We start from the raw sequence: 24443 nt of genomic DNA on the forward strand, positions 1-24443 counted from the left end.
GATTACACCCCTTCAGCGACATAGCGGGCAATAATGTCGCCCATTTCATCGGTACTGACTGCCGCCGTGCCGCGTGCTAAATCACCGGTACGAACGCCTTCTTCTAACGCCCGGTTAATGGCGTTTTCAATTGCGGTTGCTGCATCGCCTGCATCCAGGCTGTAGCGCAGCAGCAGGGCCAGAGAGAGGATCTGCGCAATCGGGTTAGCGATGTTTTTGCCGGCGATATCCGGTGCGGAGCCGCCTGCCGGTTCATACAGACCAAACCCTTCTTCATTCAGGCTGGCGGATGGCAGCATGCCCATCGAGCCGGTAATCATCGCGCACTCGTCAGAAAGAATATCGCCGAACAGGTTGGAGCACAGCAGCACGTCAAACTGGGACGGATCCTTAATCAGCTGCATGGTCGCGTTGTCGATGTACATGTGCGACAGCGCAACGTCCGGGTACTGTTTAGCGACTTCGCTGACGATCTCGCGCCACAGAATGGAAGACTGCAGCACGTTCGCTTTATCAATCGAGGTCACCTTATGGCGGCGTTTGCGCGCCGACTCAAACGCGATATGGGCGATACGTTCAATTTCGAAGCGGTGATACACCTCGGTATCGAACGCTTTTTCATGCTGACCGCTGCCTTCGCGCCCCTTTGGCTGACCGAAATAGATCCCACCGGTCAGTTCACGTACGCACAGAATGTCGAAACCGTTAGCGGCGATATCGGCGCGCAGCGGGCAAAACTCTTCCAGACCCTGGTACAGCTTCGCCGGACGGAGGTTACTGAACAGTTTGAAATGTTTACGCAGCGGCAGCAGCGCGCCGCGCTCTGGCTGCTCTGCTGGCGGCAGATGTTCCCATTTTGGACCACCGACGGAACCAAACAGCACGGCATCGGCATTTTCACAGCCTTCCACGGTCGCTTTTGGTAGTGGCGTACCGTGGTTATCAATCGCAATACCGCCCACATCGTAGTGGCTGGTGGTGATTTTCATCGCAAAACGTGCGCGAACGGCTTCCAGTACTTTCAGCGCCTGTGCCATCACTTCCGGGCCAATACCGTCGCCCGGTAACACAGCAATATGGTAATTCTTCGACATTACACGGTTTCCTTGTTGTTCTCTTTATTCTGAGCTTTGCGTTGCAACTCTTTTTCGACTTCGGCGGCGCGCCAGATGTTATTCAGCACATGCACCATCGCTTTCGCGGAGGATTCAACGATATCGGTCGCCAGACCCACGCCATGGAAGCGGCGGCCATTGTGGGTCACAACAATGTCGACCTGGCCCAGCGCATCTTTGCCGTGGCCCTTAGCTGTCAGGTCATATTTGACCAGCTCAACGTCGTACTCGGTAACGCGGTTGATGGCCTGGTAAATCGCATCGACAGGTCCATTACCGTTAGCTGCCTCTGCTTTAATTTCATCTCCGCAGGCCAGCTTGACCGAGGCGGTGGCGATGTCGCTGGAGCCGGACTGCACGTTGAAGTAATCCAGACGGAAGTGCTCTGGCTCTTCCTGCTGTTTGTTAATAAAGGCCAGCGCTTCCAGGTCATAGTCGAACACCTGCCCTTTTTTGTCGGCCAGCTTCAGGAACGCGTCATACAGCTGATCCATGTTGTAATCGCTGTCCTTATAACCCATCTCTTCCATGCGGTGCTTCACTGCCGCGCGACCGGAACGGGAGGTCAGGTTCAACTGGACCTGGTTCAGGCCGATGGATTCCGGGGTCATAATTTCGTAGTTTTCACGGTTCTTCAGCACGCCATCCTGATGAATACCGGAGGAGTGCGCGAAGGCGCCAGTGCCGACAATCGCTTTGTTGGCCGGAATAGGCATGTTGCAAATCTGGCTGACGGTCTGGCTGGTGCGCCAGATCTCGTTGTGATTGATGCGGGTGTGCACGTCCATGATGTCCTTGCGCACTTTGATCGCCATGATCACTTCTTCCAGCGAACAGTTGCCCGCGCGTTCGCCGATGCCGTTCATCGCGCCTTCTACCTGACGCGCGCCAGCGTGGACGGCGGCGATAGCATTGCCCACGGCCAGACCCAAATCATCGTGGGTGTGGACGGAGATAATCGCTTTATCAATGTTTGGAACGCGGTCATACAGGCCGGTGATGATGTTGGCGAACTCAAACGGCATGGTGTAGCCGACGGTGTCCGGGATGTTGATGGTTTTGGCACCCGCGTTAATGGCGGCTTCCACGACGCGCGCCAAATCGTCGATTGGCGTACGGCCTGCATCTTCACAGGAGAATTCAACGTCATCGGTGTAGTTGCGTGCGCGTTTCACCATGTACACCGCGCGCTCAATCACCTCATCCAGCGTGCTGCGCAGCTTGGTGGCGATGTGCATGGGCGAGGTGGCAATAAAGGTGTGGATACGGAACGCTTCGGCCACTTTCAGCGACTCGGCTGCAACGTCGATATCTTTTTCTACACAGCGCGCCAGACCACATACGCGGCTGTTTTTAATGGTGCGGGCGATGGTCTGGACGGATTCGAAATCACCCGGAGACGAGACCGGGAAACCCACCTCCATCACGTCGACACCCATACGTTCGAGAGCCAGCGCGATCTGCAGTTTCTCTTTTACACTCAGGCTTGCCTGTAATGCCTGTTCACCGTCACGTAAAGTAGTATCGAAAATAATGACTTGCTGGCTCATGGGTTAGGTCCTTGTCAGTCTTAGGGCGCCTTGCTACGAGCATAAAAAAACCCGCGCAGTGGCGCGGGTTTTTAGTCTTACTGGTGACGATTCAACGCTGAATTTCGCCCGCCAGTCTACCGCGCACAGTGGATGCGTTTAGTAGTAGTAGACCGGTGAAACGAATGGTGCGAATCATGAATCGTGCTCCGTTAAATTCAATATGCTTTTAGTGGTACTGGATACGGCAGTTGATGTCAACCCCTGACGATAAAAACGGACCCGACGGGCGGAACTGGCAGGATTTTACTTTAGCTAATTGTGCTGGTTTTGGCTTTTGCGAGCCGACTAATTGTCTAATTTTGGACTGAAGAAAACAGTTGCAGAAATAAATAAATATAATTGTTTAAAATGAGTGACGTGCGTTACAGAGAGTATTCTGTACATAAAGGGGTTTACTATCATTAAGTTATAATTACGGTGAATCTATTACGCGTCGCTAAAAAATGAACAGAGGTAACATGTTATTAACTAACTGATGAGCGGTGGCGATAACAGTTTAATAATACTTAAGTCATCATTAATCTGGCGGTCATTGTGTATTTGCTTGGTTTATGGTTTCATTTAAATCCTAAAGTCAAACATATCATTTGCGCTATTTTCTTTTCGTTTGTATAGCGTCTTTATATATTCTGAATTTTAAATAATTCTCTTTCGCTGATCGTATTTGCATGATAAATCATATTTTTCGAGATTATTACCGTACGTGAGCAAAGGGAGTGTAGCGTGACAGTGGAGTCAGAAGTGTCAGAAAATAATATTAAACAACCTCAAGCTACTGATGGGATTAAACCGCAGTTACGCACGGTGGATCTTAATCTTCTGACGGTGTTTGATGCTGTCATGCAGGAACAGAATATCACCCGCGCGGCCCAGGCGTTGGGGATGTCACAACCTGCTGTGAGTAACGCCGTTGCCAGGCTTAAGGTCATGTTTAACGACGAATTGTTTGTTCGTTACGGAAGAGGGATCCAGCCTACTGCGCGTGCATTCCAGCTGTTCGGCTCAATCCGTCAGGCGTTGCAGCTGGTACAAAACGAGCTGCCGGGCTCGGGCTTTGAACCTTTAAGCAGCGAGCGCACATTTCATCTGTGTGTCTGCAGTCCATTAGATAATTATTTAACCTCGATTATCTATAATAAAGTCGAAGAGATCGCGCCAAATATCCATTTGGTTTTTAAATCATCCCTGAACCAAAGTACAGAGCATCAGTTACGCTATCAGGAGATTGAATTCGTCCTGGGGTATGAAGAGTTCCGTCGTCCTGAATTTTCCTGCGTACCGCTGTTTAAAGATGAAATGGTTCTGGTGGCCAGTAAAAATCATCCCCGGCTGAAATATCCACTACGCGAAAATGATGTCTATAACGAGCAGCATGCCGTTGTTGCCCTCGACAGATATGCTTCCTTTAGCCTGCCATGGTATGACTCTGCGGATAAGCAGGCGAGCGTTGCTTATCAGGGGATGGCTATGGTCAGCGTATTAAACGTTGTCTCCCAAACACATCTGGTGGCGATTGCACCGCGCTGGCTGGCAGAAGAGTTTTCTGACCCGTTAAATCTGCAAATTTTGCCTCTGCCGCTTAAGTTAAATAGCCGAACCTGCTATCTCTCCTGGCATGAAGCGGCCGGAAGGGATAAAGGACACCAATGGATGGAAGAGTTGCTGGTCGGTATCTGCCGCCGGTAAACGCATCAGGATAAATCGCATCGGATTGTGTGATTTATCCTGAGTTTTTATAGATAATTACTATTTTGTTCTGTGATGCATTTTTTCGGGCCGCTCTTCGGTACGCAAAAATAGATGATTTCCTGCATTGCCCCGCTTTTCAGCGATGATTTATCACACCGTCCTCTATTCCCAGAGGAATTAACCATATCTTCAGTTAACGGCTGCTTTTTCTGCTTTACGCACCGTTTATCTCCCCGGGTTTGCTAATTGCCTGCCTCATAACGAGCGGTTAAGGTAAAGAACACTCTGCAAAATATAAGATTGGTTCATCCCGATCGTAAGACGGTGCGGAAATGAATTCGGCAGTCCGTCTATAACAAAATGCCTGGAGGCAAAGCATGGAGATGTTGTCTGGCGCGGAAATGGTCGTGCGGTCGCTGATCGATCAGGGCGTAAAGCAAGTGTTCGGCTACCCTGGCGGCGCGGTCCTGGATATTTATGATGCGCTGCATACGGTAGGGGGCATTGACCATGTTCTGGTACGTCACGAGCAGGCGGCTGTACACATGGCCGACGGTCTGGCGCGTGCGACGGGTGAAGTGGGCGTGGTCTTAGTCACGTCCGGCCCCGGCGCGACAAACGCCATTACCGGTATTGCAACGGCGTATATGGACTCTATCCCGCTGGTGATCCTCTCCGGGCAGGTAGCAACCTCGCTGATTGGCTACGATGCTTTTCAGGAGTGTGACATGGTCGGGATTTCCCGTCCCGTTGTGAAGCACAGCTTTCTGGTCAAGCAAACCGAAGACATTCCCGGCGTACTGAAAAAAGCCTTCTGGCTGGCAGCAAGCGGACGCCCGGGACCGGTGGTGGTCGATCTGCCTAAAGACATTCTGAACCCGGCAAACAAGCTGCCGTACGTCTGGCCTGACTCGGTGAGCATGCGTTCTTACAATCCGACAACGCAGGGGCATAAAGGACAGATCAAGCGGGCGTTGCAAACGCTTCTGGCAGCCAAAAAACCGGTCGTCTATGTCGGCGGCGGGGCGATCAACGCTGCCTGTGAAGCCCAGCTTCGTGAACTGGTTGAAAAACTCAACCTTCCTGTGGCGTCGTCGCTAATGGGGCTGGGGGCGTTTCCCGCCACTCACCGCCAGGCGCTGGGCATGCTGGGTATGCACGGTACCTATGAAGCCAACATGACGATGCATCACTCCGATGTGATCTTTGCCGTCGGCGTGCGTTTTGACGATCGCACCACCAACAATCTGGCGAAGTATTGCCCGAACGCCACCGTGCTGCACATTGATATCGATCCGACGTCCATTTCAAAAACGGTGTCGGCTGATGTGCCGATCGTCGGTGATGCTCGTCAGGTTCTGGAACAGATGCTGGATCTGCTGACCCAGGAGAACGCGACCCAGCCGCTGGATGAGATCCGCGACTGGTGGCAGCAGATTGAACAGTGGCGAGCGCGTCAGTGCCTGAAATATGACACGCAAAGCGAAAACATTAAGCCGCAGGCGGTCATCGAAGCGGTGTGGCGACTGACGAAAGGTGAGGCGTATGTAACCTCAGACGTGGGCCAACACCAGATGTTTGCCGCCCTGTATTACCCGTTTGATAAACCGCGTCACTGGATCAACTCGGGTGGCTTAGGCACCATGGGCTTCGGTCTGCCTGCCGCGCTGGGCGTGAAGCTGGCCCTGCCGAATGAAACCGTCGTCTGCGTGACCGGAGACGGCAGTATTCAGATGAACATTCAGGAGCTGTCTACCGCACTGCAGTATGAGCTGCCGGTTCTTGTGCTGAACCTGAATAACGGCTACCTCGGCATGGTGAAGCAGTGGCAGGATATGATTTACTCTGGCCGTCATTCGCAGTCCTATATGCAATCGCTGCCGGATTTTGTTCGTCTTGCTGAAGCTTATGGCCATGTTGGGATGCGAGTGACCGATCCGGCCGAGCTGGAAACGAAGCTCGCACAAGCGCTTGAGCACGTTAAAAACAACCGCCTTGTCTTTATGGATGTGATTGTTGATGGAACCGAACACGTTTATCCGATGCATATTCGGGGGGGCGGTATGGATGAAATGTGGTTAAGCAAAACGGAGAGAACCTGATATGCGCCGGATATTATCGGTTTTACTGGAAAACGAGTCTGGCGCACTGTCGCGCGTCATTGGTCTTTTTGCGCAGCGCGGTTATAACATTGAAAGCCTGACCGTCGCGCCGACGGAGGATCCCACGCTGTCGCGCATGACGATTCAAACCGTTGGCGACGCCAAAGTGCTTGAACAGATTGAAAAACAGCTGCATAAGCTGGTTGATGTGCTGCGCGTGAGCGAGCTGGGGCAGGGGGCCTACGTTGAACGTGAGGTCATGCTGGTGAAAATCCAGGCCAGCGGCTACGGGCGTGAAGAAGTTAAACGCAATGCGGATATTTTCCGCGGACAGATTATCGACGTCACGCCTTCTCTTTATACGGTTCAGCTGGTCGGGACAAGTGACAAGCTGGATGCTTTCCTGACGTCCGTGCGGGATGTGGCAAAAATTGTTGAAGTCGCAAGATCGGGTGTCGTGAGTCTGTCACGCGGCGAGAAAATCATGCGTTAGTTGTCAAAAAGGTTCGCCTCTTTCTGCCCGGTCACCAAAGCCGGGCTTTTTTTTGCGTAATCAGCCGACAACGCAGATAAAAGCGGTTGCCGCGAAGGCTTTTCTGCGTTTAGATGTTAAAAGATTTAACCATAACCTTGACAGGGCCATGGACTCTTTTCTTTTTTTAAGGGGCAATTGTGAAACTGGATGAAATCGCCCGGCTAGCCGGCGTGTCACGAACAACGGCCAGCTATGTGATTAACGGTAAAGCAAAGCAGTACCGTGTCAGCGACAAGACCGTTGAAAAAGTTATGGCGGTGGTTCGTGAACATAACTACCATCCGAATGCTGTCGCAGCCGGTCTGCGCGCCGGGCGCACCCGCTCTATTGGTCTGGTGATCCCGGACCTGGAAAACACCAGCTATACCCGTATCGCCAACTATCTTGAACGTCAGGCGCGCCAGCGTGGCTATCAGCTGCTGATTGCCTGCTCGGAAGATCAGCCTGATAACGAGATGCGCTGCATTGAGCACCTGCTCCAGCGCCAGGTGGATGCCATTATTGTTTCGACCTCCTTACCGCCAGAACATCCGTTCTACCAGCGTTGGGCGAACGACCCGTTCCCAATCGTGGCGCTGGATCGCGCGCTCGATCGTGAACATTTCACCAGCGTAGTGGGTGCGGACCAGGATGATGCCGAAATGCTGGCCGCAGAGCTGCGGACGTTCCCGGCGGAAACGGTGCTGTATCTTGGCGCGTTGCCCGAGCTTTCGGTGAGCTTCCTGCGCGAGCAGGGATTCAGAACTGCCTGGAAAGACGATCCGCGCGAGGTTCACTACCTCTATGCCAACAGCTACGAACGTGAAGCCGCCGCGCAGCTGTTCGAGAAATGGCTGGAAACCCACCCGATGCCTCAGGCGCTGTTCACGACCTCGTTTGCGCTCTTGCAGGGCGTCATGGATGTCACCTTACGCCGTGAAGGTAAACTCCCCTCCGACCTGGCGATTGCCACGTTCGGAGATAACGAGCTGCTCGACTTCCTTCAGTGCCCGGTGCTGGCGGTTGCACAGCGTCACCGTGACGTGGCTGAACGCGTGCTGGAGATTGTGCTGGCGAGTCTGGATGAACCCCGCAAACCAAAGCCGGGCCTGACGCGTATCAAACGTAATCTCTACCATCGCGGAATTTTAAGCCGCCAAAAATGAAATGACTGGGGCGGCGAAATCTGCCCCATTTTGCTGCAATAATTCGTGCAGATAATTCCCGGAGAGAAATTAGGATAATTCTTGTGAGATCATAATCGCCTATTTTTCTTAATTCATTTTGGCTTTTAAATTGTTCTTTAAAGAACATCTCAGCGATTTTAAACGGTATTCTTTGTATTATTTTGTTACAAACCCTCTTCGGTCGATGAATATTCAGACGTTTTTTCCTCTTCCTTTGCCAGCTTACGTGCTAACCACTGCGCTTACCGTGTGCCTGGGTGAATCTGGCGCTGTCATCCCCTGAGAATCTGTCATAAAATGCTGCCCGCGTCGCAAACTGACACTTTATATTTATCTGCGATGATATCGAGTGAGCCTTAACGCTAGTGTGCATATTCGGTTTTTTTCTTACAAATATTCATAACGTTAATTTTGCCTCGCCAGTTGTGCAGTTATTAACCAGGACTGTTTAACTCTGTAAATAGAGGGCTTTCGAGTCCTTATACGGAGAGTCCTGGCTTGACAAGCTTTTCCCTCGCTCCGTAAACTCCTTTAGGTGGGAATTTGTGGGTTAAAGTGGTGAGGAGGGGTGAGACTGGCATGTTCCGTGGAGCAACGTTAGTCAATCTCGACAGCAAAGGGCGTTTATCGGTACCAACCCGATACCGCGACCAGCTGATTGAGAACGCTGCGGGTCAAATGGTTTGCACCATTGACATTAACTCCCCCTGCCTGCTGCTTTACCCCTTACCTGAATGGGAAATTATTGAGCAAAAGCTGTCGCGACTGTCGAGCATGAACCCGCAGGAGCGCCGCGTGCAGCGGCTGTTATTGGGACATGCCAGTGAATGTCAGATGGATAACGCAGGGCGATTACTGATTGCCCCTGTGTTGCGGCAACATGCCGGTCTGACAAAAGAAGTGATGCTGGTCGGGCAGTTCAACAAGTTTGAACTGTGGGATGAAACGACCTGGTATCAACAGGTCAAGGAAGATATCGACGCTGAGCAGTCTGATTCCGCGACATTATCGGAACGACTGCAGGACTTGTCTCTATAAATATGATGGAAAATTATAAACATAAAACGGTGTTACTGGACGAGGCCGTTAACGGCCTGAATATTCGTCCGGATGGCATCTACATTGATGGCACATTTGGTCGCGGTGGCCACTCGCGTTTGATCCTCTCCCAGCTGGGTGAGGAGGGACGTCTGCTGGCAATCGATCGCGATCCGCAGGCAATTGCCGTTGCACAGACCATCAATGACCCACGCTTTTCCATCGTGCATGGACCTTTCTCTGCGCTCGCGGACTATGTGGCTGAGCGCGGCCTGACGGGCAAGATCGACGGGATTCTTCTCGATCTTGGCGTCTCTTCACCCCAACTCGACGACGCTGAGCGTGGTTTCTCCTTTATGCGAGATGGTCCGCTGGACATGCGGATGGACCCGACGCGCGGACAATCCGCCGCCGAGTGGCTACAGACCGCTGACGAAGCCGATATTGCATGGGTCATTAAAACGTTTGGCGAAGAGCGTTTTGGCAAACGTATCGCGCGCGCCATTGTTGAGCGCAACCGCATTGAGCCAATGACCCGCACCAAAGAGTTGGCCGAGGTGATCGCGGCAGCGACCCCGGTGAAGGATAAGCACAAACATCCCGCGACCCGTACCTTCCAGGCGGTTCGCATCTGGGTAAACAGTGAACTGGAGGAAATAGAGCTGGCGCTAAAAAGCTCGCTCGACGTGCTTGCCCCGGGTGGGCGGTTATCCATCATCAGCTTCCATTCGCTGGAAGACCGTATTGTGAAACGCTTTATGCGTGAACAAAGCCGCGGTCCACAGGTGCCAGCGGGGCTGCCGATGACGGAAGAACAACTCAGGAAGCTGGGTGGCCGTCAGTTGCGAGCATTAGGCAAGTTGATGCCGGGCGAAGAAGAAGTGGCAGAGAATCCACGCGCCCGTAGTTCAGTGCTGCGTGTTGCAGAGAGGACGAACGCATGATCGGCAGAGTGACAGAGACCCTAAGCAAAGTTAAGGATTCGTTAGGAAGCAACGAGCGCCATGCCTTGCCTGGCGTGATCGGCGACGATCTTTTGCGGTTTGGGAAACTGCCACTCTGTCTGTTCATTTGCATCATTGTCACGGCAGTAACGGTGGTGACGACAGCCCACCATACACGTTTATTGACTGCGCAACGCGAGCAGATGGTACTGGAACGCGATGCGCTGGATATTGAATGGCGAAATCTGATCCTTGAAGAAAACGCGCTCGGCGATCACAGCCGGGTTGAACGGATCGCAACGGAAAAGCTGCAGCTGCAGCATGTTGATCCTTCACAGGAAAATATCGTAGTACAAAAATAAGGGAAAACGCGACGCATGAAAGCAGCGGCAAAAACGCTAAAACCAAAACGTCAGGAAGAACAGGCCAACTTTATCAGTTGGCGTTTTGCGTTGCTTTGCGGCTGCATTTTACTGGCGCTGGGTTTTCTGCTGGGCCGCGTGGCCTGGCTGCAGATCGTCGCGCCTGACATGCTGGTACGCCAGGGCGATATGCGCTCTCTGCGCGTTCAGGAGGTCTCCACGTCCCGCGGGATGATCACCGACCGCTCCGGTCGTCCGCTGGCGGTGAGCGTGCCGGTGAAGGCTATCTGGGCCGATCCGAAAGAGCTGCACGACGCCGGTGGCATTACCCTTGATAACCGCTGGAAAGCGCTGGCTGATGCGCTGAAAATGCCGCTGGATCAGCTGGCCTCCCGCGTTAACGCGAACCCGAAAGGGCGTTTTATCTATCTGGCGCGTCAGGTTAACCCTGACATGGCGGACTACATTCGCAAACTGAAGCTACCGGGCATTCATCTGCGTGAAGAATCCCGTCGTTACTATCCATCCGGCGAAGTAACCGCTCACCTCATTGGCTTCACCAACGTCGACAGCCAGGGGATTGAGGGCGTTGAAAAAAGCTTCGATAAGTGGCTCACCGGTCAGCCGGGCGAGCGAATCGTGCGTAAGGACCGCTACGGGCGCGTCATCGAAGATATCTCTTCCACGGACAGTCAGGCAGCGCACAACCTGGCCCTCAGTATCGACGAGCGCCTGCAGGCGCTGGTCTACCGCGAGCTGAACAACGCCGTGGCGTTCAACAAGGCGGAGTCAGGCAGCGCCGTGCTGGTGGATGTCAGCACCGGTGAAGTGCTGGCGATGGCCAACAGTCCGTCCTACAACCCGAACAACTTTACCGGCACCGCAAAAGATGCCATGCGTAACCGGGCGATTACCGACGTGTTCGAACCTGGATCCACGGTGAAGCCGATGGTGGTGATGACCGCGCTCCAGCGCGGCATCGTCAATGAAAACACGGTTCTGAACACCATCCCATACCGTATTAACGGCCACGAGATAAAAGACGTGGCGCGCTACAGCGAATTGACCCTGACCGGGGTGTTACAGAAGTCGAGTAACGTCGGTGTTTCAAAGCTGGCGTTAGCGATGCCGTCCTCAGCGTTAGTAGAGACTTACTCACGTTTTGGACTGGGAAAGGCGACCAATTTGGGGTTGGTCGGAGAACGCAGTGGCTTATATCCTCAAAAACAACGGTGGTCTGACATAGAGAGGGCCACCTTCTCTTTCGGCTACGGGCTAATGGTAACCCCGTTACAGTTAGCGCGAGTCTACGCAACGATTGGCAGCTATGGTGTTTATCGCCCGCTGTCGATTACCAAAGTTGATCCACCGGTCCCGGGCGAGCGTATCTTCCCGGAATCCATCGTTCGTACCGTGGTGCACATGATGGAAAGCGTGGCGCTGCCGGGCGGCGGCGGCGTGAAGGCGGCGATTAAAGGCTATCGTATCGCCATTAAAACCGGTACAGCGAAAAAAGTGGGGCCAGACGGCCGCTACATCAACAAATACATTGCCTATACCGCAGGCGTTGCGCCTGCAAGCAATCCGCGTTTTGCGCTGGTGGTCGTGATAAACGATCCACAGGCGGGTAAATACTACGGCGGCGCCGTCTCCGCGCCTGTGTTCGGGGCCATCATGGGCGGCGTGTTACGCACCATGAACATTGAACCGGATGCGCTGGCGACGGGCGAAAAAAGTGAATTTGTAATTAATCAAGGCGAGGGTACAGGTGGCAGATCGTAATTTGCGCGACCTTCTCGCTCCGTGGGTGCCAAATGCACCGGAGCGAGCACTGCGAGAGATGGTACTGGACAGCCGCGTGGCTGCGTCTGGCGATCTTTTTGTGGCGGTGGTCGGTCATCAGGCGGACGGGCGTCGTTATATCCCGCAGGCGATTGCGCAAGGTGTGGCTGCCATTATTGCTGAGGCTAAAGATGAGGCAACCGACGGTGAGATCCGTGAAATGCACGGCGTGCCGGTCATCTATCTCAGCCAGTTAAACGAACGTCTTTCCGCACTGGCGGGGCGTTTTTATCACGAACCTTCCGACCAGCTGCGCCTGGTTGGCGTAACGGGTACGAACGGAAAAACCACCACCACGCAGCTGATGGCGCAGTGGGCTCAGCTGCTGGGTGAAACCGGCGCGGTGATGGGGACCGTGGGTAACGGTCTGCTGGGCAAAGTGAGCCCGACGGAAAACACCACCGGCTCCGCGGTTGACGTACAGCACGTGCTCGCCGGTCTGGCAGGGCAGGGCGCAACCTTTGCCGCGATGGAGGTCTCTTCGCACGGTCTGGTACAGCACCGCGTCGCGGCGCTGAAATTTGCCGCGTCCGTGTTTACCAACCTGAGCCGCGATCATCTTGATTATCATGGTGATATGGAGCACTACGAAGCCGCGAAATGGCTGCTCTATTCCACTCACCACTGTGGTCAGGCGATCATCAATGCCGACGATGAAGTCGGCCGCCGCTGGCTGGCGAAGCTGCCCGATGCGGTTGCCGTATCGATGGAAGACCATATCAATCCGAACTGCCACGGCCGCTGGCTGAAGGCGGTTGAGGTGAATTATCACGATAGCGGAGCGACCATCCGCTTTGCCTCTTCCTGGGGTGAAGGCGAAATTGAAAGCCGCCTGATGGGTGCGTTTAACGTCAGCAACCTGCTGCTGGCGCTGGCAACGCTGCTGGCGCTGGGTTACCCGATGGCTGAACTGCTGAAAACCGCCGCGCGTCTGCAGCCAGTTTGTGGCCGTATGGAAGTGTTTAGCGCGCCGGGCAAACCGACCGTTGTGGTTGATTATGCCCACACGCCGGATGCGCTGGAAAAAGCGCTGGAAGCGGCGCGCCTGCACTGTACCGGTAAGCTCTGGTGCGTGTTTGGTTGTGGCGGCGATCGTGACAAAGGCAAACGCCCGCTGATGGGCGCTATTGCGGAACAGTTCGCAGATATTCCGGTTGTCACCGATGACAACCCGCGTACGGAAGAGCCGCGCGCCATCATTAATGACATTCTGGCGGGCATGCTGGATGCGGGCCGCGCGCGCGTCGTGGAAGGCCGGGCGGAAGCCGTGACGAACGCCATCATGCAGGCCCAGGAGAATGATGTTGTTCTGCTGGCGGGTAAAGGCCATGAAGATTATCAGATCGTTGGCAACCGCCGTCTGGATTACTCCGATCGCGTAACGGCAGCTCGCCTGCTGGGAGTCGTCGCATGATTAGCCTCTCGTTAAGCCAGGCCGCAGCGGTACTGCACGGCGACCTGCACGGGCAAGACCTGACCATTGATGCCGTGACGACGGACACCCGCAAAGTCACCGCTGGCTGTCTGTTCGTGGCGCTGAAAGGCGAGCGTTTTGACGCGCATGATTTTGCTGAACAGGCCAAAGAGAACGGCGCCGGTGCGCTGCTGGTCAGCCGCAAGCTTGATATCGATCTGCCGCAGGTTGTGGTGAAAGATACGCGTCTCGCGTTCGGCGAGCTGGCGGCCTGGGTTCGTCAGCAGGTGCCGGCTCGCGTCGTCGCCCTGACCGGATCCTCTGGCAAAACGTCAGTGAAAGAGATGACGGCGGCGATCCTCAGCCAGTGCGGCAATACGCTTTATACCGCGGGCAACCTCAATAATGACATCGGCGTGCCGATGACATTGCTTCGCCTGACCAAAGAGCACGAGTATGCGGTGATCGAGTTAGGTGCAAACCACCAGGGTGAAATCGCCTGGACCGTGAGCCTGACTCGACCGGAAGCAGCGCTGGTGAATAACCTCGCGGCTGCGCACCTGGAAGGCTTTGGCTCGCTGGAAGGCGTGGCGAAAGCAAAAGGCGAGATTTACACCGGCCTGCCGGAAAGCGGGATCGCCATTCTGAACGCCGATAACAACGACTGGCTGAACTGGCAGAGCATCATTGGTGCGCGTAAAACCTGGCGCTTCTCGCCAAATGCGGCCAACAGTGATTTTACGGCGACCAATATCCATGTGACGTCGCACGGCACCGAGTTCACCCTCACCACCCCAACGGGTGGCGTGGAGGTGCTGCTGCCGCTGCCGGGTCGCCATAACATCGCCAATGCCCTTGCGGCGGCGGCGCTGGCAACGGCGGTAGGCGCTTCACATGAGGCAATCAAAGCCGGGCTGGCGAACCTGAAAGCCGTGCCGGGACGCCTGTTCCCGATTCAGCTTTCGGAAAACAAACTGCTGCTGGACGACTCCTACAACGCGAACGTTGGCTCGATGACGGCGGCGGTGCAGGTGTTATCTGAAATGCCGGGCTTCCGCATCATGGTGGTTGGCGACATGGCAGAGCTGGGCGACGAAAGCGAAGCCTGTCATACCCAGGTCGGTGAAGCGGCGAAAGCGGCGGGGCTGGACTGTGTACTGAGCGCAGGAAAACTGAGCCAGGCGATTAGCCAGGCCAGCGGCGTTGGCGAGCATTTTGCCGATAAAGCCGCGTTGATTGAGCGCCTTAAGGCATTAATGACAGAAAAACAAATTGTGACAGTGTTAGTGAAAGGTTCACGTAGTGCCGCCATGGAAGAGGTTGTGCACGCATTACAGGAGAACGGGACATGTTAGTTTGGCTGGCCGAACATTTGGTCAAATATTACTCAGGCTTTAACGTCTTTTCCTATCTGACGTTTCGCGCCATCGTCAGCCTGCTGACTGCGCTGTTCATCTCGTTGTGGATGGGCCCGCGCATGATTGCCCGTCTGCAAAAGCTCTCTTTCGGCCAGGTTGTGCGTAACGACGGCCCGGAATCGCACTTCAGCAAGCGCGGTACCCCGACCATGGGCGGGATCATGATCCTGACTGCCATCGTCGTTTCCGTACTGCTGTGGGCGTACCCGTCCAACCCGTACGTCTGGTGTGTGCTGACGGTTCTGGTGGGTTACGGGATCATTGGTTTCGTCGATGATTACCGCAAAGTCGTCCGCAAAGATACCAAAGGCCTGATTGCCCGCTGGAAGTACTTCTGGATGTCGGTGATCGCGCTGGGCGTGGCCTTCGCGCTGTATCTGGCAGGGAAAGACACGCCAGCGACCGAGCTGGTCGTGCCGTTCTTTAAAGACGTGATGCCGCAGCTGGGTCTGTTCTACATTCTGCTGGCGTACTTTGTGATTGTCGGCACCGGTAACGCCGTTAACCTGACCGACGGTCTGGATGGACTGGCAATCATGCCTACCGTCTTCGTGGCGGCCGGTTTTGCGCTGGTGGCCTGGGCGACCGGTAACATGAATTTCGCGAACTACCTGCACATCCCTTATCTGCGCCACGCGGGTGAACTGGTGATCGTCTGTACGGCGATTGTCGGCGCGGGGCTTGGCTTCCTGTGGTTCAACACCTACCCGGCTCAGGTCTTTATGGGTGACGTTGGTTCACTGGCGTTAGGCGGCGCGCTGGGCATTATTGCCGTGCTGCTGCGTCAGGAATTCCTGCTGGTGATCATGGGCGGCGTGTTTGTGGTTGAGACGCTGTCGGTGATTTTGCAGGTCGGCTCCTTCAAGCTGCGCGGCCAGCGCATCTTCCGTATGGCGCCGATTCACCACCACTATGAACTGAAAGGCTGGCCGGAGCCGCGCGTCATTGTGCGCTTCTGGATTATTTCGCTGATGCTGGTGCTGATTGGCCTGGCAACGCTGAAGGTACGTTAATCATGGCAGATTACCAGGGTAAAAAAGTCGTTATCATCGGGTTAGGCCTCACGGGCCTTTCCTGCGTGGACTTTTTCCTCGCACGTGGCGTGACGCCGCGCGTGATGGATACGCGTGTCTCTCCGCCGGGTCTGGATAAACTGCCGGAACAGGTTGAACGCCACCTTGGTGGTCTGAATGATGACTGGCTGCTGGCAGCCGATCTGATTGTCGCCAGCCCGGGTATGGCGCTGGCGCATCCTTCCCTGAGCGCTGCCGCAGATGCAGGCGTTGAGATTGTCGGCGATATCGAGCTGTTCTGCCGCGAAGCGCAGGCGCCCGTTATCGCGATTACCGGTTCTAACGGTAAAAGCACCGTCACCACTCTGGTGGGGGAAATGGCAAAAGCGGCGGGCATGAACGTCGGCGTTGGCGGTAACATTGGTTTGCCTGCTCTGATGCTGCTGGACAAAGGCTGTGAACTGTATGTTCTCGAGCTTTCCAGCTTCCAGCTGGAAACGACCTCCAGCCTGCATGCTGCCGCTGCGACGATCCTCAACGTGACTGAAGATCACATGGACAGATATCCATTTGGTCTGCAGCAGTACCGTGCTGCCAAGCTGCGCGTTTATGAGAATGCCAAAGTCTGCGTAGTGAACGCCGATGATGCGCTGACCATGCCGGTGCGTGGCGCAGACGACCGCTGCATTAGTTTTGGCATCACCATGGGTGATTATCATCTGAACCGCCAGCTGGGTGAAACCTGGCTGCGCGTGAAAGGTGAGAAAGTGCTGAACGTGAAAGAGATGAAGCTCTCTGGTCAGCACAACTATACCAATGCGCTGGCGGCGCTGGCGCTGGCGGACGCAGTGGGGCTGCCGCGCTCCTCAAGCCTGAAAGCGTTAACCACGTTTTCCGGCCTGGCACACCGTTTCCAGCTGGCGCTGGAGCACAACGGCGTGCGCTGGATCAACGACTCCAAAGCCACCAACGTGGGCAGCACGGAGGCCGCGCTGAACGGCCTGCACGTTGACGGTACCCTGCATCTGCTGCTGGGCGGCGACGGTAAATCAGCGGATTTCTCGTCCCTGAAGCCGTATCTCTCCGGCGATAACGTCCGTCTGTACTGCTTCGGCCGTGACGGCAGCGAGCTGGCTGCACTGCGCCCTGAGGTCGCCGAGCAAACCGAAACCATGGAACAGGCGATGCGGCTGATTGCCCCTCGCGTGAAGCCGGGTGATATGGTGCTGCTCTCTCCGGCCTGTGCCAGCCTCGATCAATTCAAGAATTTCGAACAGCGTGGTGATGTCTTTACCCGCCTGGCGAAGGAGTTAGGCTGATGCGTTTATCTCTCCCTCGCCTGAAAATGCCGCGCCTGCCAGGATTTGGGATCCTGGTGTGGTTGTTTGCGGCACTCAAAGGCTGGGTGATGGGCTCTCGTCAAAAAGATAACGACAGCCTGATCATGTACGACCGCACGCTGTTCTGGCTCACGATGGGGCTCGCGGCGGTCGGCTTTATTATGGTGACGTCAGCGTCAATGCCCGTCGGGCAGCGTCTGGCGAACGATCCTTTCCTGTTTGCCAAGCGTGATGGTCTGTACATTATCCTGGCATTCTGCCTGGCGCTGGTGACCTTGCGTCTGCCGATGGAGTTCTGGCAGCGACACAGTACGGCGATGCTGATCGCCTCGATCATTATGCTGCTGATCGTTCTGGTGGTGGGGAGTTCCGTAAACGGGGCATCACGCTGGATCGCCTTTGGCCCGCTGCGTATTCAGCCTGCGGAATTTACCAAGCTCTCCCTGTTCTGCTACCTGGCGAACTACCTGGTGCGTAAGGTAGATGAAGTGCGTAATAACCTGCGCGGCTTCTTAAAACCGATGGGCGTGATTCTGGTGCTGGCGGTATTACTGCTGGCGCAGCCTGACCTCGGTACCGTGGTGGTACTGTTTGTCACCACGCTGGCTATGCTGTTCCTGGCGGGCGCAAAGCTGTGGCAGTTCATCGCCATTATCGGGATGGGGATTTCAGCGGTTGTGCTGCTGATCCTCGCCGAGCCTTACCGTATTCGCCGCGTGACCTCGTTCTGGAACCCGTGGGAAGACCCGTTCGGCAGCGGCTATCAGCTGACGCAGTCACTTATGGCCTTTGGGCGCGGTGAGCTCTGGGGGCAGGGGCTGGGTAACTCGGTACAGAAACTGGAGTATTTACCGGAAGCGCATACTGACTTCATCTTCTCCATTATTGCGGAAGAACTGGGTTATATCGGTGTGGTATTAGCGCTATTAATGGTATTCTTCGTCGCTTTCCGCGCCATGTCCATCGGCCGGAAAGCGCTGGAGATCGATCACCGTTTCTCAGGCTTCCTGGCCTGCTCAATTGGTATCTGGTTTAGCTTCCAGGCATTGGTTAACGTCGGGGCCGCAGCAGGTATGCTGCCGACCAAAGGTCTGACGTTGCCGTTGATCAGTTATGGTGGTTCCAGTCTGTTGATTATGTCGACGGCCATCATGCTGTTGTTGCGCATAGATTATGAGACGCGTCTGGAAAAAGCCCAGGCGTTTACACGAGGTTCACGATGAATCAACCGAAGCGGTTAATGGTGATGGCAGGCGGTACTGGCGGACATGTGTTCCCGGGACTGGCGGTTGCGCACCATTTAATGGATCAGGGCTGGCAGGTACGCTGGCTGGGAACCGCAGACCGCATGGAGGCCGACCTGGTACCGAAACACGGTATTGAGATCGACTTTATTCGTATTTCCGGCCTTCGGGGCAAAGGCCTCAAGGCAATGCTGCTGGCACCGGTGCGCATTTTTAACGCCTGGCGTCAGGCGCGCACCATCATGAAGCGCTTTAAGCCCGATGTGGTGCTGGGCATGGGCGGCTATGTCTCGGGTCCAGGTGGGTTAGCCGCGTGGTCGTTAGGTATTCCCGTCGTGCTGCATGAGCAGAACGGTATTGCGGGTCTGACCAACAAATGGCTGGCGAAAATCGCCACCAAAGTCATGCAGGCATTTCCCGGCGCGTTCACGAAAGCGGACGTGGTGGGAAACCCGGTGCGCGTGGACGTACTGGCACTGCCGCTGCCGGAGGCTCGCCTGGCGGGCCGTGAAGGGCCGGTGCGTGTGCTGGTCGTCGGCGGCTCTCAGGGCGCACGTATTTTAAACCAGACGATGCCGCAGGTTGCCGCAAAGCTGGGTGATGCCGTCACCATCTGGCACCAGAGTGGAAAAGGCGCTCAGCAGACCGTTGAGCAGGCTTACGCCGAGGCGGGGCAGTCGCAGCATAACGTGACGGAATTTATCGACGACATGGCGGCAGCGTACGCCTGGGCCGATGTCGTGGTCTGTCGTTCTGGCGCCTTAACGGTAAGCGAAATCGCTGCCGCGGGGCTGCCGGCTCTGTTTGTGCCTTTCCAGCACAAAGACAGACAGCAGTACTGGAATGCCCTGCCGCTTGAGAAAGCCGGTGCGGCGAAAATTTTTGAGCAGCCACAATTTACCGCCGACGCGGTCGCCACCACCCTGGCGGGCTGGAACAGAGACGTATTGCTTGAGATGGCTGAACGCGCGCGCGCGGCGGCTATCCCTGATGCGACGGAACGGGTGGCAAAAGAAGTGAGCCTGGCAGCCCAGGCTTAACCCTCGCAGCGCGTGAAGCGCGGCACGAATTTTAAGTAGTCGATGGCGTTTAGAGAATGAATACACAACAACTGGCAAAACTGCGTTCAATCGTGCCCGAGATGCGTCGCGTCCGGCACATTCACTTTGTTGGCATCGGTGGTGCTGGCATGGGCGGTATTGCCGAAGTGTTAGCTAACGAAGGCTATCAGATCAGCGGGTCTGACCTGGCGCCAAACCCTGTAACGCAGCAGCTGGCGTCGCTTGGGGCGACTATCTATTTCAATCATCGCCCGGAAAACGTGCGCGATGCGAGCGTGGTAGTGGTATCGAGCGCTATCTCCTCTGACAACCCGGAAATCGTTGCCGCGCATGACGCGCGCATTCCGGTGATCCGCCGTGCAGAAATGCTGGCGGAACTGATGCGTTTTCGCCACGGCATCGCGATTGCCGGGACCCATGGTAAAACCACGACCACGGCGATGGTCTCCAGTATTTATGCAGAAGCGGGTCTCGACCCGACGTTTGTCAACGGCGGCCTGGTCAAAGCCGCAGGTGTGCATGCGCGTCTGGGCCACAGTCGTTATTTGATTGCTGAAGCGGATGAGAGCGACGCGTCGTTCCTGCACCTGCAGCCGATGGTGGCGATTGTCACCAACATCGAAGCGGACCATATGGATACCTACCAGGGTGACTTCGAGAACTTAAAGCAGACCTTTATCAACTTCCTGCACAACCTGCCGTTCTACGGGCGCGCGGTGATGTGCGTAGACGATCCGGTGATCCGCGAGCTGCTGCCGCGCGTGGGTCGTCAAATCACCACCTACGGTTTCAGTGAAGACGCTGACGTCCGCGTGGAAGAGTACAAACAGATTGGCGCGCAGGGGCACTTCACGCTGGCGCGTCAGGACAAAGAGCTGCTGCACGTGACGCTGAATGCGCCAGGGCGCCATAACGCGCTCAATGCCGCAGCGGCAGTGGCCGTCGCGACGGAAGAAGGCATTGATGATGATGCGATCCTGCGCGCGCTGGAAAGCTTCCAGGGCACCGGTCGTCGTTTCGACTTCCTCGGTGAATTCCCGCTGGATCCGGTGAACGGTAAAGCCGGTACGGCGATGCTGGTGGACGACTATGGTCACCATCCAACCGAAGTGGACGCCACCATTAAAGCCGCACGTGCGGGCTGGCCGGACAAGAATCTGGTGATGGTGTTCCAGCCGCACCGTTTCACGCGTACGCGCGATCTGTATGACGATTTCGCCAGCGTCCTGTCGCAGGTTGATACCCTGTTAATGCTGGATGTATACGCCGCAGGCGAGACGCCGATTCCTGGCGCAGACAGCCGTTCTCTGTGTCGCACCATTCGTGGACGCGGTAAGGTTGACCCTATTCTGGTTTCTGACCCTGCACAGGTGGCGGAAATTCTGGCACCGGTTCTGACTGGTAACGATCTGATTCTGATTCAGGGCGCGGGAAATATCGGCAAAATCGCCCGTACCTTAGCTGAAATCAAACTGAAGCCGCAAAACCAGGAGGATGAGCATCATGGCTGATAAGATTGCTGTCCTGTCTGGCGGCACCTCCGCCGAGCGCGAGGTTTCCCTGAATTCCGGCGCGGCTGTACTGGCGGGCCTGCGTGAAGGTGGCGTCAATGCGCACCTGGTTGACCCAAAAGAGGTCGACGTGACGCAATTAAAAGCCATGGGCTTCGATAAAGTTTTTATCGCTTTACACGGTCGTGGCGGTGAAGACGGTACCCTGCAGGGGCTTCTGGATCTGATCGGCCTGCCGTACACCGGCAGCGGCGTGATGGCTTCCGCTATCTCTATGGATAAACTGCGCAGCAAGCTGCTGTGGCAGGGCGCAGGGTTACCTGTCGCACCATGGGTAGCGCTGACGCGACACGAATTTGAATTGGGCCTGTCGGATAGCGTTAATGCACGCATTGCTGAACTGGGCTTACCGGTTATTGTAAAGCCCAGCCGGGAAGGCTCCAGCGTGGGAATGTCCAAAGTCGACAAAGCTGACGATTTAGCGTCCGCTTTAGCGCTGGCATTTCAACATGATGATGAAGTTCTGGTAGAAAAATGGCTTAGCGGGCCGGAATTTACCGTCGCGATGCTTGGCGAAGAAATTTTACCGTCAATCCGTATCCAACCTGCTGGAGTCTTCTATGATTATGAGGCGAAGTATCTCTCTGATGAGACGCAATATTTCTGCCCAAGTGGTCTTGAAGCTGAGCGTGAAGCCGATTTACAGTCCCTGGTGCTTAAAGCCTGGCATGTTCTGGGTTGCCAGGGCTGGGGGCGCATCGACGTGATGCAGGACCGGGATGGACAATTTTATCTGCTGGAAGCCAATACCTCTCCGGGAATGACCAGCCACAGCCTTGTGCCGATGGCCGCGCGTCAGGCGGGGATGAGCTTCTCGCAGTTAGTCGTACGCATTCTGGACCAGGCGGGCTGATATGTCTCAGGCTGCATTGAACACGCGCAACCGCGATGACGAGGAAGAATACACCTCTTCACGCCGCAGTAATGGAACGCGTCTTGCAGGCATCATTTTCCTGCTCGGGGTGCTGTGCACCGTGTTTATCAGCGGCTGGATGGTCCTGGGCTGGATGGAAGATGCGCAGCGGTTGCCACTTTCTAAGCTGGTGGTCACCGGTGAGCGTCACTACACGCGTAACGACGATATTCGCCAGTCAATACTGGCACTGGGCTCGCCTGGCACCTTTATGACTCAGGACGTCAATATTATCCAGAGCCAGATTGAACGTCTGCCATGGATAAAACAGGCGAGCGTAAGAAAGCAATGGCCTGATGAATTGAAGATTCATCTGGTTGAATATGTGCCCATTGCGCGTTGGAATGATCAGCACATGGTTGACGTCGACGGAAATTCCTTCAGCGTCCCGGTCGATCGTGTCAACAAGCAAAATTTACCGATGTTGTATGGCCCTGAAGGCAGCGAAAACGAAGTGTTACAGGGTTTTCGCGAAATGGGTCAGGTTCTGGCGAAGGACAGGTTTACGTTAAAAGATGCTGCCATGACGGCGCGCCGTTCCTGGCAGCTTACGTTAACGAACGGCATTAAGCTCAACCTGGGGCGCGGGGACACCATGAAGCGTCTGGCGCGTTTTGTCGAACTTTACCCGGTTTTACAGCAGCAGGCACAGACTGACGGCAAACGGATAAGCTACGTTGATTTGCGCTATGACTCAGGCGCAGCAGTCGGTTGGGTACCGGCTCCGGTCGAGGAACCTAATCAGCAACAGAATCAGGCACAGGTACAGGCAGAACAACAATGATCAAGGCGACGGACAGAAAACTGGTAGTTGGACTGGAGATTGGCACCGCGAAGGTTGCCGCTTTAGTAGGGGAAGTTCTGCCCGACGGTATGGTCAATATCATTGGCGTGGGCAGTTGCCCGTCCCGTGGTATGGATAAAGGTGGGGTAAACGATCTTGAATCGGTGGTGAAATGCGTCCAGCGCGCCATCGATCAGGCTGAATTGATGGCAGATTGCCAGATTTCTTCTGTCTATCTGGCCCTTTCTGGTAAGCACATTAGCTGCCAGAACGAAATCGGTATGGTGCCGATTTCCGAAGAGGAAGTGACGCAGGAAGACGTTGAAAACGTTGTGCATACGGCGAAATCCGTGCGTGTCCGCGATGAGCATCGCGTGTTGCATGTGATCCCGCAGGAATATGCGATTGACTACCAGGAAGGGATCAAGAACCCGGTCGGTCTGTCAGGCGTTCGTATGCAGGCAAAAGTGCACCTGATCACATGTCACAACGATATGGCGAAGAACATTGTAAAAGCCGTTGAACGTTGTGGCCTGAAAGTTGACCAACTTATTTTCGCCGGTCTGGCGGCAAGTTATTCCGTGCTGACCGAAGATGAACGTGAACTGGGTGTCTGTGTGGTCGATATTGGTGGTGGTACAATGGACATGGCCGTGTATACCGGCGGTGCGTTGCGCCACACCAAAGTGATCCCGTACGCAGGGAACGTCGTGACCAGCGATATTGCTTACGCTTTTGGTACGCCACCGAGCGATGCAGAAGCGATTAAAGTGCGCCACGGCTGTGCGCTGGGCTCTATTGTTGGCAAAGATGAGAGCGTTGAAGTGCCAAGCGTCGGTGGTCGTCCACCGCGCAGCCTGCAGCGCCAGACGTTGGCAGAGGTGATCGAGCCGCGCTATACCGAGCTGCTCAACCTGGTCAACGAAGAAATTTTACAGTTACAGGAACAGCTTCGTCAGCAGGGCGTTAAGCATCATCTTGCGGCGGGGATTGTATTAACCGGCGGTGCAGCGCAAATTGAAGGTCTTGCGGCCTGTGCACAGCGCGTGTTCCATACGCAGGTGCGTATTGGTGCGCCGCTGAATATCACCGGTTTAACGGATTATGCTCAGGAGCCGTATTATTCAACGGCTGTGGGCCTGCTCCACTACGGGAAGGAATCTCATCTCAGTGGTGAAGCGGAAGTGGAAAAACGCGTCTCAGTGGGGTCGTGGGTCAAACGACTGAACAACTGGTTGCGAAAAGAGTTTTAATTTTTTTAAGAGACCGGAGAGAATTAGCGGTCTCGGGCGACAGGCAC

Annotated in this window: 21 protein-coding genes; 18 read left to right on the forward strand and 3 right to left on the reverse strand. The window is 55.3% G+C overall.

Annotated elements, in window-relative coordinates:
• Nucleotides 1-2: 2 nt before the first annotated feature.
• The 3 genes from leuB to leuL all read right to left on the reverse strand — a co-directional run bounded on the left by leuB (nucleotide 3) and on the right by leuL (nucleotide 2843).
• Nucleotides 3-1094, reverse strand: a complete 1092-nt coding sequence (leuB, locus tag BFG58_RS16695) for a 3-isopropylmalate dehydrogenase (protein ID WP_023310385.1) — start codon at nucleotides 1092-1094, stop codon at nucleotides 3-5.
• Complete coding sequence (gene leuA, locus BFG58_RS16700; protein WP_008501997.1) at nucleotides 1094-2665, reverse strand: 2-isopropylmalate synthase; 1572 nt, start codon at nucleotides 2663-2665, stop codon at nucleotides 1094-1096. Before leuA ends, leuB begins: the two co-directional genes overlap by 1 nt.
• 91 nt (nucleotides 2666-2756) lie before the next feature.
• On the reverse strand, nucleotides 2757-2843 hold the full coding sequence (gene leuL / locus BFG58_RS24455; protein WP_071530973.1) for a leu operon leader peptide: 87 nt from the start codon (nucleotides 2841-2843) through the stop codon (nucleotides 2757-2759).
• Nucleotides 2844-3430: 587 nt separating this feature from the next.
• Here leuL and leuO point away from each other — a divergent pair.
• The 18 genes from leuO (at nucleotide 3431) to ftsA (ending at nucleotide 24396) form a co-directional block, all read left to right on the forward strand.
• Nucleotides 3431-4393, forward strand: coding sequence for a transcriptional regulator LeuO (leuO, locus tag BFG58_RS16705; protein ID WP_275430302.1), 963 nt, complete (start codon nucleotides 3431-3433; stop codon nucleotides 4391-4393).
• Nucleotides 4394-4773: 380 nt separating this feature from the next.
• Entirely contained in the window at nucleotides 4774-6498 is a 1725-nt protein-coding gene (gene ilvI, locus BFG58_RS16710) for an acetolactate synthase 3 large subunit (RefSeq protein ID WP_045907791.1), read from the forward strand.
• Between the two features lies 1 nt (nucleotide 6499).
• Nucleotides 6500-6991, forward strand: coding sequence for an acetolactate synthase small subunit (gene ilvN / locus BFG58_RS16715; protein ID WP_069720162.1), 492 nt, complete (start codon nucleotides 6500-6502; stop codon nucleotides 6989-6991).
• A gap of 179 nt (nucleotides 6992-7170) precedes the next feature.
• Complete coding sequence (cra, locus tag BFG58_RS16720) at nucleotides 7171-8178, forward strand: catabolite repressor/activator (protein WP_008501993.1); 1008 nt, start codon at nucleotides 7171-7173, stop codon at nucleotides 8176-8178.
• A 600-nt stretch (nucleotides 8179-8778) separates the two neighbouring features.
• The gene (gene mraZ / locus BFG58_RS16725) at nucleotides 8779-9237 is read left to right on the forward strand and encodes a division/cell wall cluster transcriptional repressor MraZ (RefSeq protein ID WP_021240528.1); all 459 of its coding nucleotides are present in this window, start codon (nucleotides 8779-8781) and stop codon (nucleotides 9235-9237) included.
• A gap of 2 nt (nucleotides 9238-9239) precedes the next feature.
• Nucleotides 9240-10181, forward strand: coding sequence for a 16S rRNA (cytosine(1402)-N(4))-methyltransferase RsmH (gene rsmH, locus BFG58_RS16730; protein ID WP_021240527.1), 942 nt, complete (start codon nucleotides 9240-9242; stop codon nucleotides 10179-10181).
• Nucleotides 10178-10543, forward strand: coding sequence for a cell division protein FtsL (gene ftsL / locus BFG58_RS16735; RefSeq protein WP_008501989.1), 366 nt, complete (start codon nucleotides 10178-10180; stop codon nucleotides 10541-10543). The genes rsmH and ftsL overlap by 4 nt, the downstream gene beginning before the upstream one ends.
• A 15-nt stretch (nucleotides 10544-10558) precedes the next feature.
• Nucleotides 10559-12325 carry a peptidoglycan glycosyltransferase FtsI gene (locus BFG58_RS16740; RefSeq protein ID WP_045907793.1) on the forward strand — a complete coding sequence of 589 codons (1767 nt, stop codon included), beginning with the start codon at nucleotides 10559-10561 and terminating at the stop codon, nucleotides 12323-12325.
• Nucleotides 12312-13799 carry a UDP-N-acetylmuramoyl-L-alanyl-D-glutamate--2,6-diaminopimelate ligase gene (gene murE, locus BFG58_RS16745; protein ID WP_039265669.1) on the forward strand — a complete coding sequence of 496 codons (1488 nt, stop codon included), beginning with the start codon at nucleotides 12312-12314 and terminating at the stop codon, nucleotides 13797-13799. Before BFG58_RS16740 ends, murE begins: the two co-directional genes overlap by 14 nt.
• Nucleotides 13796-15154: a UDP-N-acetylmuramoyl-tripeptide--D-alanyl-D-alanine ligase gene (gene murF / locus BFG58_RS16750; RefSeq protein ID WP_045907795.1), complete on the forward strand. Its 1359-nt coding sequence runs from the start codon at nucleotides 13796-13798 to the stop codon at nucleotides 15152-15154. Before murE ends, murF begins: the two co-directional genes overlap by 4 nt.
• The gene (gene mraY / locus BFG58_RS16755; RefSeq protein ID WP_008501985.1) at nucleotides 15148-16230 is read left to right on the forward strand and encodes a phospho-N-acetylmuramoyl-pentapeptide-transferase; all 1083 of its coding nucleotides are present in this window, start codon (nucleotides 15148-15150) and stop codon (nucleotides 16228-16230) included. Before murF ends, mraY begins: the two co-directional genes overlap by 7 nt.
• 2 nt (nucleotides 16231-16232) lie before the next feature.
• Nucleotides 16233-17549 carry a UDP-N-acetylmuramoyl-L-alanine--D-glutamate ligase gene (murD, locus tag BFG58_RS16760; RefSeq protein WP_045907796.1) on the forward strand — a complete coding sequence of 439 codons (1317 nt, stop codon included), beginning with the start codon at nucleotides 16233-16235 and terminating at the stop codon, nucleotides 17547-17549.
• Nucleotides 17549-18793: a cell division protein FtsW gene (gene ftsW, locus BFG58_RS16765; RefSeq protein WP_008501983.1), complete on the forward strand. Its 1245-nt coding sequence runs from the start codon at nucleotides 17549-17551 to the stop codon at nucleotides 18791-18793. The genes murD and ftsW overlap by 1 nt, the downstream gene beginning before the upstream one ends.
• On the forward strand, nucleotides 18790-19854 hold the full coding sequence (gene murG / locus BFG58_RS16770; RefSeq protein ID WP_069720163.1) for an undecaprenyldiphospho-muramoylpentapeptide beta-N-acetylglucosaminyltransferase: 1065 nt from the start codon (nucleotides 18790-18792) through the stop codon (nucleotides 19852-19854). The genes ftsW and murG overlap by 4 nt, the downstream gene beginning before the upstream one ends.
• Before the next feature lie 56 nt (nucleotides 19855-19910).
• Nucleotides 19911-21386: a UDP-N-acetylmuramate--L-alanine ligase gene (gene murC / locus BFG58_RS16775; protein ID WP_023293287.1), complete on the forward strand. Its 1476-nt coding sequence runs from the start codon at nucleotides 19911-19913 to the stop codon at nucleotides 21384-21386.
• Nucleotides 21379-22299, forward strand: coding sequence for a D-alanine--D-alanine ligase (locus BFG58_RS16780; RefSeq protein ID WP_069720164.1), 921 nt, complete (start codon nucleotides 21379-21381; stop codon nucleotides 22297-22299). The genes murC and BFG58_RS16780 overlap by 8 nt, the downstream gene beginning before the upstream one ends.
• Before the next feature lies 1 nt (nucleotide 22300).
• The gene (gene ftsQ / locus BFG58_RS16785) at nucleotides 22301-23143 is read left to right on the forward strand and encodes a cell division protein FtsQ (RefSeq protein ID WP_069720165.1); all 843 of its coding nucleotides are present in this window, start codon (nucleotides 22301-22303) and stop codon (nucleotides 23141-23143) included.
• Entirely contained in the window at nucleotides 23140-24396 is a 1257-nt protein-coding gene (gene ftsA / locus BFG58_RS16790) for a cell division protein FtsA (protein WP_006173845.1), read from the forward strand. The genes ftsQ and ftsA overlap by 4 nt, the downstream gene beginning before the upstream one ends.
• Nucleotides 24397-24443: the final 47 nt, after the last annotated feature.

Origin of the sequence: Enterobacter sp. ku-bf2, from assembly GCF_001742765.1 — a bacterium.
In the GTDB taxonomy this organism is placed as follows: Bacteria; Pseudomonadota; Gammaproteobacteria; order Enterobacterales; family Enterobacteriaceae; genus Enterobacter; species Enterobacter quasiroggenkampii.